Genomic DNA, 13,045 nt, shown 5'->3' on the forward strand with positions numbered 1-13,045 from the left:
CTAATTCGATTCGCGCCTGGTTTGAATCCTGCATCGCGCGGCATTAACATTTCGGCGAATAGCGGCACCTCACACGTGGAAGGGCAGTCCATGGCGAAGAAAGTCACCGTAACTCTGGTTGACGACTACGACGGCGAATCGAAGGCCGACGAGACCGTCTTTTTCTCGATCGACGGCAACGACTTCGAGATCGACCTGTCGAACAAGAACGCCGGCAAGCTGCGGGAGGCCCTGGAACCGTGGACCGATAAGGCCCGCAAGGTCGGTCGTTCCAAGCGGACCGGCAAGGTAGCCGCGGGCGGCCGCGCCCGTCCGGCTGTGGACCGCGAGGAGAGCACCGCGATCCGCGAATGGGCGCGCGCTCAGGGGCACCAGGTTTCCTCGCGCGGCCGTATCCCGGCCGAGATCGTCGACGCTTACCAGCGCGCCAAGAATTAGCCAGCGTAAATCAAGGCGCTGGGAATTCGCTGGGAGCCGAAGCCTGCGGGCATCGGCTCTAAGCGCGGGGAGGACATTTCAGGCCAATGGCTCGATCCGGATTTCTCGTACGTCAAGCCGCGCGCAGTAGTGCGGCGCCGCACTCGGGAAGTTCGGCTCGAATCCTTTCCAGCAGCCGTTTGGCGCGGTCGCGATGCGCAGCGGCCACCTCGGCGTCCCCCTGGGCGGCGGCCAGCGCCGCCAGGATCGAGTCCATCGGGCCGAACTCGGTCATCCCGGTTTCGAGGCCGATCAGGGTGCCGCTGTGCGGCGCCAGGTATTCGTAGAGCCGCTGAATTGCTGGAGTGTCGCCGAGCTCGATAGCGGCGACCGCCCGCAATGCCGACATGAGGACCGGATAGAAGCCCGCCGCAATCGGATCCGAGTCCTCGTACACGCCGCGTGCGCGCTCGCGCTGTCCGCTCTGCAGCAGCGCGAGCGTGTAGGCCGGGGCGGCTGCCGCGGGCAGGGCCGCATAGGCGTTCGCGAGCCGATCCGTCAGGCTCCCCAGTTCACCCCGAGCCCATCCGGTCGAGAGCGCGCAGAACAACTCCGCCTCCGCGTGATTGGCGACGCCGGCAAGCCGGGTGCGGGTGGTGAACCGCTGGTACAGCTCATCGGCTGCGTCGATGTTCCCGCGCAGCAGTTCCATGGTCCCGGCGAAACAGCTGACCATATCCAGCAGCGGCTGCAACTGGCCCTCGTCGGCGAACTCCACCGCGGCCGTCGCCCGCCGCCCCGCCTCCCGCAGATCCGCCCGGGCCACCGCGGCCCGATATCCCAGATAGTGCGCCAGCGCCCGGTACTCGGCCAGTCCGGCGGCGGTCGCCAGCCCCTCCAGTTCGTCGACCAGTGCCGAGAACTCCGCGTCGTACTCGAATGCGAGATAGGTCACCGCATTGATAGCGGCGCACAGTAATTCGGGATCGCCGGTGCGCCGCGCCGCCTCGAGGGCCAGCCGCGCCAGTCGCCGCCCGGCGGCCGACTCCACCAGTCCCGTCTCGAAGGTCGCCGCGACCAGCAGGCGTACCAGATCGGAATCCCTCACGTCGTTCGAATCGGACTGTGCCGCAACGGTATTCGAGTCGTGATGGATAGGCGCCGTGGGGTCGGGAGCGTCGCTCACCAGCAGGGCCAGGGTGGACGCGCCGATGCCGTACCGGGTCAGGGCGCGCGCCAGCGCCCCCCGCATGTGCTGATCGGGCCTGCGCCAGTTGCGAATTGCCCAGATGATCGGGGCGCGCCAGCAGGTCAGCGCCCGGACCACGAGGTCCGGATCGCCCAGCTGCTCGGCGAGGGTGAGGGCCCGGTCGCGCTCCACGCGGGCCTCCAGATGCCGATTGTCGTAGGCCAGCGCCGTGACCAGCGCGCAGCGGGTGCGCAGCAGTGCGATGCGGTCGCCGGCTGGCGCGTGGTCGGCGTCGTGGCGCGCCAGCCGGTGCAGGTCCACCGCCGACCGCAGCAGCCGCACACCGGCACTGCGTATCCCGCGGCTGGTGCGCCGCTCGGCCGCCCGCTCCACGTATTCGATCGCGCGCGAGGCGGTTTCGGCGGTCGCGCCGGCGAGGGCGTGCCGGGCCAGCACATCCGGATCCCGCGCCACCGCCGGATAGGCGTCGGCACGCTGTTCCAGCAGCTCCAGTGCGGCCCAGTGCATCCGGCCCCGGCGCAGCGGCGATATGCCCAGATACACGGCATCGCGAATCAGCCCGTGCTCGAACCGGATACTCCCGCCGCTCCCGGAGCCCACCAGTCCGGCCGCCTCGGCCGCCGCGACCAGATCGATCACGGTGTCCTCGGCCAGCCCCGCCGTCGCGCTGAGGATCGCCAGATCGACGCTCTCACCCCAGATGGACAGCTGCCGCAGCACCTCGGCTACCCCGTCGGGCAGCTGCGCCACCCGATCCTCGATCAGCTCGCGGATCGAATCCGGCACGTCATCCAAACTCCCCTGTGCGGCAGCCACTTTCGCTACCTCCCGGACGAACAGCGGATTCCCGCCCGTCCGCCGGTGCAGCTGTTCCAGCGCCTCGGCCCCGATCCCCGTCAGCCCGGCAGCCGCCGCGGCTCGCCGCGTCCCCTCCGCGTCCAGTCCATTCAGCTCCAGCCAGGCGCCCGTATGCTGCGCCAGTGCCGCGACCGTATTGTGCGGCCCTTGCGCCGCCTCCGATCGCCGCATCGTGACCAGCACGAATACCGGCTCGTCCCGGAGCCAGCTCACCACCTGCCGCAATACCTGCAAGGTCTCCGGATCGGCCCGCTGCACGTCCTCCAGCAGCAGCGCCACCGGCGCGGAACCGGCCGCGCGCCTGCATTTTTCCGCGATGACCCGCGCCAGCGTGAACACGTCCTCGGCCGGCGTCCCCGCGTCGATCGCGCTCGGCCGCGGTGCGCCCGGTGAAATCGGCTGGGAGGAGACGGTATCCGGCGGTGCCGCGGCGGGAGCGCCCGGTGCGCCGGCCGCGCTCTCCGAAGGCTGCCCAGCCGCAGCCCGGTTCGGCTCGCTCACGTCGAGGGCGGTGCTGATCTCGGTCCAGGCCCAAGCCGCGGGCGCGCCGTCGATCTCCGGGCAGGTTCCTGTCATCGCGGTCCAGCCCGCGGTGGACAGCGTGGCGAGGGTGGCCTCCGCCAGCACGGTCTTGCCGATTCCCGCCTCTCCGGCAACCCAGGCGACCCGCAACTGCCCGGCCCGCGCCGCCTCGGCGGCGTTCAGCAGCTCCGACAACTCGGTGAGATAGCCGGTAGCGCAATGGAACCCGTCGGCAGCTCCGGGTGCGGCGCTGGATTTCGCGGTCACGATGCCCGGGCTGGAGACCGGCGCGGGAGCGGCCCTACTCGTGGTGGTGGCAGGGGGTGCGGCGGGGCCGGTGGGGCGGCGGTCGTGAGCCGGCAGGGGCGGGGTCTGGGCGAGGCCGGCGGAGTGATTGAGAATCGCTATTTCGAGTTGGCGCAACGCGGGGGAGGGATCCACGCCGAATAGGCCGCCGAGGAATTCGCGAGAGCGCCGGATGGTGGTGAGCGCCTCGAGCTGCTGACCCAGCTGGTATTGCGCCAGGGCGAGCAGGCGGACGATTTCCTCGCGGCCGGGATTGTCCTCGAAGAGCTGGCGGAGTTCGCGGACCACTTCGCCGGAGCGGCCCAATTCCAATTCGGTGCGGGCATTGAGTTCGACAGCGGTGAGGTAGAGATCGGTGAGCCGGTCGGCCTCGGCGACGGCCCAGTCGGCCTCGGCGAAGGCCTCCAGCGCGGGACCGTGCCAGAGCGAGAGGGCGGCCTCCAGCAGGGCATTGCGCTCGGTGGGGTCGGTGTGGATCTCGGGGTTGCTGACCAGTTCCTGATAGGTCCGCAGCTGCTGTTCGAAATGCCATGCGTCCACGGCGTTCTCGGGGATCTTCAGGGCATACCCGGACGACTCGGACACGATGAAGCGGGAGGGCGCACGCCGCGGGCGCTGGGGTTCGAACAGTCGCCGCAGGTTGTGGATGTGCACCTGCAGTACCGCGGTGGCCTTGGGTGGCGGGTGCCCGGACCACAGGTCGTCGATCAGCCGTTCGGTGCTCACGACCTGGCCGTGCGCGACGATGAGGCGGCCCAGCACGGCGCGCTGCATGGGGGTGCCCAGGGGGGTGTCGCGACCGTCGACGGACAGCTGCAGGGGGCCGAGCACTCTCAGCTCCGCGCCTGCCATCGGTGTCCTCCTGCGACCGGAAGCGAACTTGGTCATTCGCCGCAAGAAGAGCACTATCCCTCAAAAACCTGGAGATGCCAAAAGGTAGCCGAATGGTTGTCGGATAGTTATCGGCGGGTCGCGGCCATAAAGAAGACCATGTGGTACGGAATTCCGTTTCCAATGCTACCGGTGCGAATACGTCGCACAACCCGGCCGGAAGTGGATCGCAAGAGTGGGCGGGAAGAATACTTCTGACTGGAAGCAACCTTGAAGTTAAGGGGTGGTTGGTGTGACGAAGCCAGTGGATTTCCCCAGGGGCCTGGGAGAGACCGGCATCGAGCCCGAGAGCACCGGCATGTACGTGGACCGCGACGGCGATATCTGGGAGAAGCGGGACGATGGCTGGCGGCTGATTCTGCAGCGCGGCGTGTCCGTGGACCCGAAGTCCCTCTGGGATTGGACCGAGGGCCACGTCCGCGACTACGCGCCCTTCATGCCGGTCGTCGCCGGGCGCTGACGGTTTTCCGTCGCGAGGGTGATCGCGGCGTGCAAATCGACTGCGGTACAAACTATTCGGGTACCAGCGCGCCGCTCAGATGGTCATAGGCCACCTGTGCGTGCAGTCGCACGCCGGTGACGAGGGTGTCGTCGTCGGCGTAGAAGTGCGGGTTGTGGTTCATGAAGAGTCCGCGCCCGCCGGGCATCGGCGTGGGCAGACCCGCGGCATCGAGCTGCGTGTCCTGCACGCCCAGCGTCACGTACAGCCCGCCGTATCTGTTGACGAACTCCGAGACGTCGTCGTATCCGAGTGTGGCCCCCGTCTGCACCACCCGGTCGTCCCCGGCCACCCGGCGGAAGGTGGGCAGCCCGGCATCCACCCACGCCTGCTCGTTGTGCACGGCGGGCACATCCTGCAGGAAATCCACTGCGGCCGAACAGTTGTAGGCGGCCGCGGTGTTCGTGGCGAGCGTCCGCAGCCGTGTCTGCACCTCGCCCATGTCGTGCTCCACCGCGCAGCGGATGGTGCCCCACAGCGTCACGGTCTGGCCGATGATATTGAACCGCCCGACGTCCTCGACGTGCCCGATGCTCACCGTGACCGGGTCGAAGGCGCTGACCTGCCGATAGAGCTGCCCGATACCCGTCAGGATCGCTCCGGCCGCCGGCATCGGGTCGATGCCCATCCACGGCGTGGACCCGTGTACCTGCAGGCCGGTGAGGGTGATCCTGGTCAGGCAGGACGCCCCGAACTGGTTCCCGACCCGATATCCGATGTAGCCCTTGGGGTATGGGGTGACGTGGAATCCGAACGCCATGGTCGGCACGGGATCGTCGAGCGCGCCCTCGGCGAGCATCTCACGCGCACCGCCCTTTTCGTCGACCGGCGGGCCCTCCTCGGCGGGCTGGAACACGAAAAGTACGGTGCCCGGCAGCTTTTCGCGGACGTCGGCCAGGACAGTGGCAGCGCCCATGAGCATGGCGGTGTGACAGTCGTGCCCGCAGGCGTGTGACACCGGGAACGGCCCGCCGGGGTACTGCTGATCGACCATGTGGGAGGCGAACGGCACCCCGCACAGGTCCGGCACCGGCAGTGCGTCGATGTCCCCGCGCAGCGCCACCACCCGGTCGCCGGCCTGCCCGCCGCGCAGCACACCGACCACCCCGTGCCCGGCGATGCCGGTGCGAACCTCGTCCAGGCTCAATGCTTTCAGGTGATCGCTGATCAGCGCCGCGGTGTTCCCCTCGCGATTGGAGAGTTCCGGATGCTCGTGCAGATGCCGCCGCCACCGCACCACCTGTCCGGCGACCGCAGCCGCGCGGGCGTCGAGTTCGTCGTGGATCGCGGGCATCGGGACTCCGTTCGGCCGGTATTCCGACGACGGGGCAAGGGCCGAACCGATCCGAAACAAAGTCGTTACGGCCATTTGCCGTCCGCGCCGAGGCTACTACTGTGGACCCCGAGTTCGCCATCCGATAGCTGACGCGTCGGCAGGCTCGTTGCGAACCCGAGTCCTTCCGAGCGTCACCCGAAGCCACGAGGTGACCATGACCCAGGGTTGGCCCAGTTCGATGGGGTCGTTCGACTCCTTCGACGATATCTTCAACCGATTCTTCGGATCCGGAATGTCCCGCCAGCCGCCGGTGCAGCGCATCGACCTGAGTCGTTTGCTGAGCGAGAGCGCCAAACAGGTCGTGGACTCCGCCCGGCAGGCCGCCCACGACTGGGGCAGCGCCGAGATCACCCCCGAGCACCTGCTCTACGCGGCCGCCGCCATCGAGCCATCCCAGAGCATCATCGCCGAAATCGGCAGGGACCCCGAACAACTGCGCAAGCAGATGCGGACCGCCGCGGGCAGCGGCGTCGGCGCGCACGGCCAGGACCATGCCCTGGCCCTGAGCCCCGGTGCCAAGCTGGCCCTGCGCAATTCGCAGCGCAGCGCCGCCGAAGCGGGCAGCAGCTACATCGGGCCCGAGCACATTCTGCTCGGCATCGCGGGCGTGCACGACAGCCCCGCCGCCCAGGCCCTCTCGGGCGCGAAGATGCCCGCCGCCCAGACCGCCAAGGAGCCTTCCGACACCCCGACCCTCGACGAGTACGGCCGCGACCTCACCGCAGAGGCTCGGGCCGGAAAGATCGATCCGGTAGTCGGCCGCGCCGAGGAGATCGAGCAGACCGTCGAGATCCTGTCGCGGCGGCGCAAGAACAATCCGGTCCTCATCGGTGATCCGGGCGTCGGCAAGACCGCGATCGTGGAGGGCCTGGCCCAGCGCATCGTCAATGGCGATGTGCCCGCCACCCTGACCGATCGCCGGGTCGTCGCGCTGGACGTCAGCTCGATGGTGGCGGGCAGCAAATATCGCGGCGAATTCGAGGAGCGGCTCACCAAGGTGCTCGACGAGGTGCGTGAGCACTCCGACGAACTGGTGATCTTCATCGACGAGCTGCACACCATCGTGGGCGCGGGCGCCGGTGGCGAGGGCTCCATGGACGCGGGCAATATGCTCAAGCCCGCCCTGGCCCGCGGCGAACTGCACGCCATCGGCGCCACCACCATCGACGAGTACCGCAAGTACATCGAGAAGGACGCGGCGTTGGAACGCCGCTTCCAGCCGGTCATGGTGTCCGAGCCGTCGGTGGCCGACACCATCGAGATCCTGCGCGGGCTCTCCGATGTGTACGAGGAGCACCACCAGGTGCGCTACCTGGACGAGGCGCTGATCGCCGCGGCCGAGCTGTCCGACCGCTACATCACCGACCGCTTCATGCCGGACAAGGCCATCGACCTGGTGGACCAGGCAGGCGCGCGGGTCCGATTGCGTACGCGCACACCGGATCCCAAGGTGCGTGAGCTGGAAGACAAACTGGCGCACCTGAATCGGGAGAAGGACGCGGCGGTCGCCGGCGAGGACTACGAGCGGGCCAACAAGATCAAGGCCGAGATCTCGAAGTTGGAGAAGAAGACCGCCGACGAGGTGGACCGCACCGAGATCCCGACGGTCGGGATCACCGATATCGCCGAGGTGGTGTCGCGGCAGACCGGTATCCCGGTCGCCGACCTCACCACCGAGGAACGCGCGAAACTGCTGAAGCTGGAACAGGATCTGCACCGGCGGGTGGTCGGCCAGGACGAGGCCATCGTCGCGGTGGCCGAGGCGGTGCGCCGCGCCCGCGCCGGGCTCAAGGACCCCAACCGGCCCATCGGCTCGTTCCTGTTCCTGGGCCCCACCGGCGTCGGCAAGACCGAACTCGCGAAAGCCCTGGCGGAGGCCGTCTTCGGTGACGAGGACCGGCTCATTCGCTTCGATATGAGCGAGTTCCAGGAGAAGCACACCGTCTCGCGGCTGGTGGGCGCGCCGCCCGGATACGTGGGCTACGACGACGCCGCCCAGCTCACCGACAAGGTGCGCCGGCAGCCGTACTCGGTGATCCTGTTCGACGAGGTCGAGAAGGCGCATCCGGACGTGTTCAATGTGCTGCTGCAGCTGCTCGACGACGGCCGGGTCACCGACTCCAGGGGCCGCACGGTGGATTTCAAGAACACCATCGTGATTCTCACCAGCAATATCGGCTCCGATCTGATCCTGTCCGCGAAGGACGGCGACCTGGACTCGATCACGCCGCAGCTGGAGGAGCGGCTGCGCCGGCAGTTCCGGCCCGAGTTCCTCAACCGGCTCGACGAGCAGATCATCTTCCACCGGCTCGACAGGTCGCAGCTGCGCAATATCGTCGGCCTGGTGCTCGACGGCACCAAGCGGCGGCTGCACGCCCAGAACATCGACCTGGATGTCACGGACCGGGCGATGGACTGGCTGGCGGAGAACGGATATCAGCCCGAGTTCGGCGCCCGGCCACTACGCCGGACCGTGCAGAAGCAGCTGGACAACGCACTGTCGAAGAAGCTGCTCGAGGGCGCGCTGGCGCCCGGCGACACGGTGCGCATCGATGCCGACGGCAGCGGTCTGCAGATCGAGGCGATTCACCACAGCGGTGGGACGAAGACCGACGCCGAGATCACCGAGGAATCGGTCATGACCGTCGGCAAGGGCGGCAAGGTCAAGCCTGACAAGCCGGATGCCAAGCACGCCGGCGGAAATGGCCACGGCAAGCACGGCACGAAGGCGTCGGGCGGTAAGGCGTCCCCCACCAAGCACTGAGTACTCTCGTACACGAAAAGCGCCGCGCCGGAACCGATCCGGCGCGGCGGTCAGCTCGGTGTCTGCGCGGGGACGTCCCACACCCGCCGGTGCCACAGCCCGCTATCCGTCGGCGCGTCCACATCGAACGTGGTCACGGCGTCGCCGGGCGCGCCCGGCCACTGCTATCGATCGGCCTGCGCGCTCGGGGCGGTTGCATGTCGGTTTCGAATATGCGTTAACTTCTGGTTATGGACCTTGATCGCGACGCCGCGCCGCTGCCCCTGGGCGACCTCGTCGCGGACGGGCCCTTCCCGCCGCATCACCCCGGCTGCTTCGGCTGTGGCCCCGCCAATCCGGCGTCCCCGCAGATCGCCTTCGGGCGTCGGGGCGACACCGTGCGCGGCACCTTCACACTGGACGAGCGGCACCAGGGCGCGCCCGGCGTGGCGCACGGCGGCATCATCGCCGCGGCCCTGGACGACGCCTGCGGCGCGATCCTGGTCCCACTGCGCCAGCCCGCCGTCACCGTCAAACTCGACGTCACCTTCTGTGCCCCCGCTCGCCTGCACCGCGATTTCGTGGTCACCGCGGTGCTCGCCGGACGTGAGGGCCGCAAACTCTTCATCGACACCACGCTGACCGATGGCGACACCGTGATCGCCACCGGGCGGGCGATTTTCGTCGAGGTTGCGCCGGAGCACTTCCTGAGTCTCGGTGCGACCCTCGGAGAGATGCCCACCATCGGGCTGTGATTCGGCGCAACCGCGAACCACAGGTGCTCCCGGGCGATCAGGCCCGCGAGCGCGCCGTCGGCCAGGGAGCCGAGTACCGGAACCCAGGCGTAGGCTCGATCGGCGTTCTTCCTGGTGAAAATGATTCCGGCACGGGGTTTTTCGGGAAATGAATACGACTCCGGCGCCGCGCGGGATTACTCGTGCGGCGCCGGAATGCTCGGGGTGATCCTCAGCCGACGGCGATCATGCGGGCCGCGTTGGCCGACTCGTCGTCCTTCTCCTCGTTGGCCGCCAGTTCGGCGTGCACGCGGTCGAAGTAGCGGTTGATCTCGGCATTGGTGCGCTCGTCGTCCCAGCCCAGGCGCGGGGCGATGAGGCGGGCGATCTCCGGCGCCGCCCGCAGGCCGCGGTCGGGCACCTCGATGGAGATGCGGGTGCGGCGGGTGAGCAGGTCGTCCAGGTGCAGCGCGCCCTCGTGGGTGACGGCGTAGACGGCCTCGGCGCCCAGGTAGTCTTCGGCGCCCGGAATCGGTTGGCCCAGTTCGGGAACCGCGGCGATGAGGTCGAAGATCTCCGCGGTCAGCGAGCCGTAGCGGCCCAGCAGATGCGCCACGGTCTCGACCGGCAGTCCGGCCCGCGCCGCCACATCGGCGATGGTGTCGACCATGTCCTGGTAGCCGACCGCGCCCAGGATGGGCAGGTTCGCGGTCACCGACGGCGCGGCGTCGCTGCCGAGGCGCTCGGCGGCGGCGTCCACCACATCGGCGGCCATCACCCGGTAGGTGGTGTATTTGCCGCCCGCGATGACGAACAGGCCCGGGGCCGGTTCGGCCACCGCGTGCTCGCGCGACAGCTTGGAGGTCTCCTTCGACGCGCCGGTCATGAGCGGCCGCAGGCCCGCGTAGGTGCCGACGATGTCGGCGCGCGTGAGCGGTTCGCGCAGTAGCGAATTGACGTGGTCGAGGATGTACTGCACATCCGCGGCGGTCGCGGTCGGGTGGTTCTTGTCCAGCGACCAGTCGGTGTCGGTGGTGCCGATGATCCAGTGCTCGGCCCACGGGATGACGAACAGCACGGACTTCTCGGTCTTCATGGCGATGCCGGTGTTCAGGTCCAGCTTCTCGCGCGGGACCATGATGTGCACGCCCTTGGACATGCGTACGTGGAACGGGAAGTCCACGCCGGTCATCTTGATCATGTCGTCGGTCCACACTCCGGTCGCCGAGATCACGGTCTTGGCCCGGATGCTGTGCTCCAGACCGGTTTCCAGATCCACGACCTTCGCGCCCACGACCTGCTCGCCATCGCGCAGCAGCCCGGTGACCCGGGTGCGGGTCAGCACGGTCGCGCCGTGCTGGGCCGCGGTGCGGGCGATCATCATGGTGTACCGGGCGTCGTCGACCTGCGCGTCGTAGTAGCGAATGGCGCCGGTCATAGCGTCTTCCCGGAGCGCCGGCGCCAATTCCAGTGCGCCGGAACGGCTCAGGTGCCGGTGCATGGGCACCGAGCGCGCGCCGCCCATGGTGTCGTAGAGGGCGATACCGGCGCCGATGTAGAAGCGCTCGTAGTGCTTCTGCAGCGGGAACAAGAACGACACCGGATGCACCAGGTGCGGGGCCAGCTTGTTCAGCAGCAGGCCGCGCTCCTTCAAAGCCTCACGGACCAGCGCGAAGTCGTACTGTTCCAGGTAGCGCAGGCCGCCGTGGATGAGCTTGGAGGACCGGCTGGAAGTACCGGCGGCGAAGTCGCGCGCCTCGACCAGGGTGACGGACAGGCCGCGAGCGGCGGCGTCGAGGGCGGCGCCCGCCCCGGTCACTCCACCACCGATCACCAGAACGTCGATTTCGGTGTCGCCGAGCGAATCAATCGCCCGGGCGCGGTAGGCGGGATCCAGTTGTGCGGACACGAAATACTCCTTGTTATCGGTGTTTCGAAGCTGAAGGGGCACCGGTCAGTCCTCGTCGTCGAAGTCGACCCAGTCGAGGGTGCGCGAGACGGCCTTGACCCAGCGCGCATAGCCGCGCTGCCGCTGCTCCTCGGTCATGGTGGGCTGCCAGTTCTTGTCCTCGTGCCAGTTGGCGACGAGTTCGTCTGTGCTACGCCAGAATCCGACCGCGAGACCAGCGGCGTAGGCGGCGCCGAGCGCGGTGGTCTCGGCGACCACCGGCCGGGAGACCGGCACGCCGAGGAAGTCGGCCTGGATCTGCATGGCGAGTTCATTGGTGGTGACGCCGCCGTCGACGCGCAGGGTGTCGAGCCGCACCCCGGAGTCCTGCTGCATGGCCTCGACCACGTCGCGGGTCTGATAGCAGATGGATTCCAGTGTGGCCCTGGCGATGTGGGCGTTGTTGCTGAAGCGGGACAGGCCCGCGATCACCCCGCGGGCATCCGGGCGCCAGTAGGGTGCGAACAGCCCGGAGAAGGCGGGCACGAAGTAGACGCCGCCATTGTCGGGCACCTGACGGGCAAGGGCCTCAACCCTTTCCGCGCCGGAGATGATGCCCAGCTGGTCGCGCAGCCACTGCACGGCCGAGCCGGTGACGGCGATCGAGCCCTCCAGCGCGTACACCGGCTTGTCGTCGCCGAACTGATAGGCGACCGTGGTCAGCAGGCCGTGCTCGGAGTGCACGATCTCGGTGCCGGTGTTCAGCATCAGGAAATTCCCTGTGCCGTAGGTGTTCTTGGCCTCGCCCGGCCGGAAGCAGACCTGGCCGACGGTGGCGGCCTGCTGGTCGCCGAGCACGCCCGCGATCCGCACCGCGCCCTTGAACGGGCCGCCCGGGTAGGTGGTGCCGAAGCCCTCGGGATTCGACGAGGGTGCGATGCGCGGCAGCATGGCGCGCGGCACCCCGAACACGGCGAGCAATTCGTCGTCCCAGTCCAGGGTTTCGAGGTCCATGAGCATGGTGCGCGACGCATTGGTCGGGTCGGTGACGTGCACACCGCCGTGGACGCCGCCGGTGAGGTTCCAGATGATCCAGCTGTCGGAGGTGCCGAAGAGGGCGTCGCCGTTCTCCGCGTCCGCCCGCACGCCGGGGACATTGTCGAGGATCCACTTCAGCTTGCCGCCGGAGAAGTACGGCGCGGGCGGCAGTCCGGCGCGTTCGCGAATGAGATCGCCGTGGCCGGCCTTCTCCACCTCGGCCACGATGCGGTCGGTGCGGGTGTCCTGCCAGACGATGGCGTTGTAGTAGGGGCGTCCGGTGTGGCGGTTCCACACGACGGTGGTCTCGCGCTGATTGGTGACGCCGACGGCGGCCAGGTCGCTCGCGGTGAGACCGGCTCCGGCCAGGGCGCTCTTGATGACGGTGCGGGTGCGCTCCCAGATCTCGTCCGGGTTGTGCTCCACCCAGCCGGCCTGCGGGAGAATCTGCTCGTGTTCGAGTTGATGGCGGGCAACCACATTGCCGCCGTGGTCGAACACCATGAATCGCGTGGAGGTCGTGCCCTGATCGATGGCTCCGACGTACTGCGTCATCACGGTCCTTCCGGGAAGCTCGTCATTGAGTCCGTTTGCCTGGGTCCC

Annotated in this window: 8 protein-coding genes; 4 read left to right on the forward strand and 4 right to left on the reverse strand. The window is 68.4% G+C overall.

Going from position 1 to position 13,045, the window contains the following annotated elements; all coding sequences use genetic code 11:
• Positions 1–90 precede the first annotated feature (90 nt).
• Positions 91–438 carry an Lsr2 family protein gene (locus tag AB0L60_RS32400; RefSeq protein ID WP_364621785.1) on the forward strand — a complete coding sequence of 116 codons (348 nt, stop codon included), beginning with the start codon at positions 91–93 and terminating at the stop codon, positions 436–438.
• Positions 439–550: 112 nt separating this feature from the next.
• Here the strand turns inward: AB0L60_RS32400 and AB0L60_RS32405 are convergent, their stop codons facing one another.
• A complete protein-coding gene (locus AB0L60_RS32405; protein ID WP_364621788.1) occupies positions 551–4,165 on the reverse strand; it encodes a BTAD domain-containing putative transcriptional regulator in 3,615 nt (1,204 codons plus the stop codon).
• Positions 4,166–4,436: 271 nt separating this feature from the next.
• Here AB0L60_RS32405 and AB0L60_RS32410 point away from each other — a divergent pair, with 271 nt between their 5' ends.
• The gene (locus tag AB0L60_RS32410; RefSeq protein ID WP_364621791.1) at positions 4,437–4,664 is read left to right on the forward strand and encodes a hypothetical protein; all 228 of its coding nucleotides are present in this window, start codon (positions 4,437–4,439) and stop codon (positions 4,662–4,664) included.
• Positions 4,665–4,716: 52 nt separating this feature from the next.
• Here the strand turns inward: AB0L60_RS32410 and AB0L60_RS32415 are convergent, their stop codons facing one another.
• Positions 4,717–5,997 (reverse strand): amidohydrolase, encoded by a 1,281-nt coding sequence (locus AB0L60_RS32415; RefSeq protein ID WP_364621794.1) that lies wholly within the window; start codon positions 5,995–5,997, stop codon positions 4,717–4,719.
• 196 nt (positions 5,998–6,193) lie between these two features.
• Here AB0L60_RS32415 and AB0L60_RS32420 point away from each other — a divergent pair, with 196 nt between their 5' ends.
• Entirely contained in the window at positions 6,194–8,803 is a 2,610-nt protein-coding gene (locus AB0L60_RS32420; RefSeq protein ID WP_364621797.1) for an ATP-dependent Clp protease ATP-binding subunit, read from the forward strand.
• Positions 8,804–9,033: 230 nt separating this feature from the next.
• Complete coding sequence (locus tag AB0L60_RS32425; protein ID WP_364621800.1) at positions 9,034–9,537, forward strand: PaaI family thioesterase; 504 nt, start codon at positions 9,034–9,036, stop codon at positions 9,535–9,537.
• A gap of 211 nt (positions 9,538–9,748) precedes the next feature.
• On the opposite strand, the gene glpD is transcribed toward AB0L60_RS32425, so the two are convergent.
• On the reverse strand, positions 9,749–11,425 hold the full coding sequence (glpD, locus tag AB0L60_RS32430) for a glycerol-3-phosphate dehydrogenase (protein WP_364621803.1): 1,677 nt from the start codon (positions 11,423–11,425) through the stop codon (positions 9,749–9,751).
• A gap of 45 nt (positions 11,426–11,470) precedes the next feature.
• Positions 11,471–12,997 carry a glycerol kinase GlpK gene (gene glpK, locus AB0L60_RS32435; RefSeq protein WP_364621806.1) on the reverse strand — a complete coding sequence of 509 codons (1,527 nt, stop codon included), beginning with the start codon at positions 12,995–12,997 and terminating at the stop codon, positions 11,471–11,473.
• Between the last annotated feature and the right edge of the window lie 48 nt (positions 12,998–13,045).

This window comes from Nocardia sp. NPDC051981, assembly GCF_040680715.1.
Classification (GTDB): Bacteria; Actinomycetota; Actinomycetes; order Mycobacteriales; family Mycobacteriaceae; genus Nocardia.

Excerpts from the sequence above, each read along its gene's own strand:
- AB0L60_RS32420 (WP_364621797.1), top strand. The coding sequence starts at position 6,194 with ATGACCCAGGGTTGGCCCAGTTCGATGGGGTCGTTCGACTCCTTCGAC.
- AB0L60_RS32405 (WP_364621788.1), bottom strand. The coding sequence starts at position 4,165 with ATGGCAGGCGCGGAGCTGAGAGTGCTCGGCCCCCTGCAGCTGTCCGTC.
- AB0L60_RS32425 (WP_364621800.1), top strand. The coding sequence starts at position 9,034 with ATGGACCTTGATCGCGACGCCGCGCCGCTGCCCCTGGGCGACCTCGTC.
- AB0L60_RS32415 (WP_364621794.1), bottom strand. The coding sequence starts at position 5,997 with ATGCCCGCGATCCACGACGAACTCGACGCCCGCGCGGCTGCGGTCGCC.
- AB0L60_RS32400 (WP_364621785.1), top strand. The coding sequence starts at position 91 with ATGGCGAAGAAAGTCACCGTAACTCTGGTTGACGACTACGACGGCGAA.
- glpK (WP_364621806.1), bottom strand. The coding sequence starts at position 12,997 with ATGACGCAGTACGTCGGAGCCATCGATCAGGGCACGACCTCCACGCGA.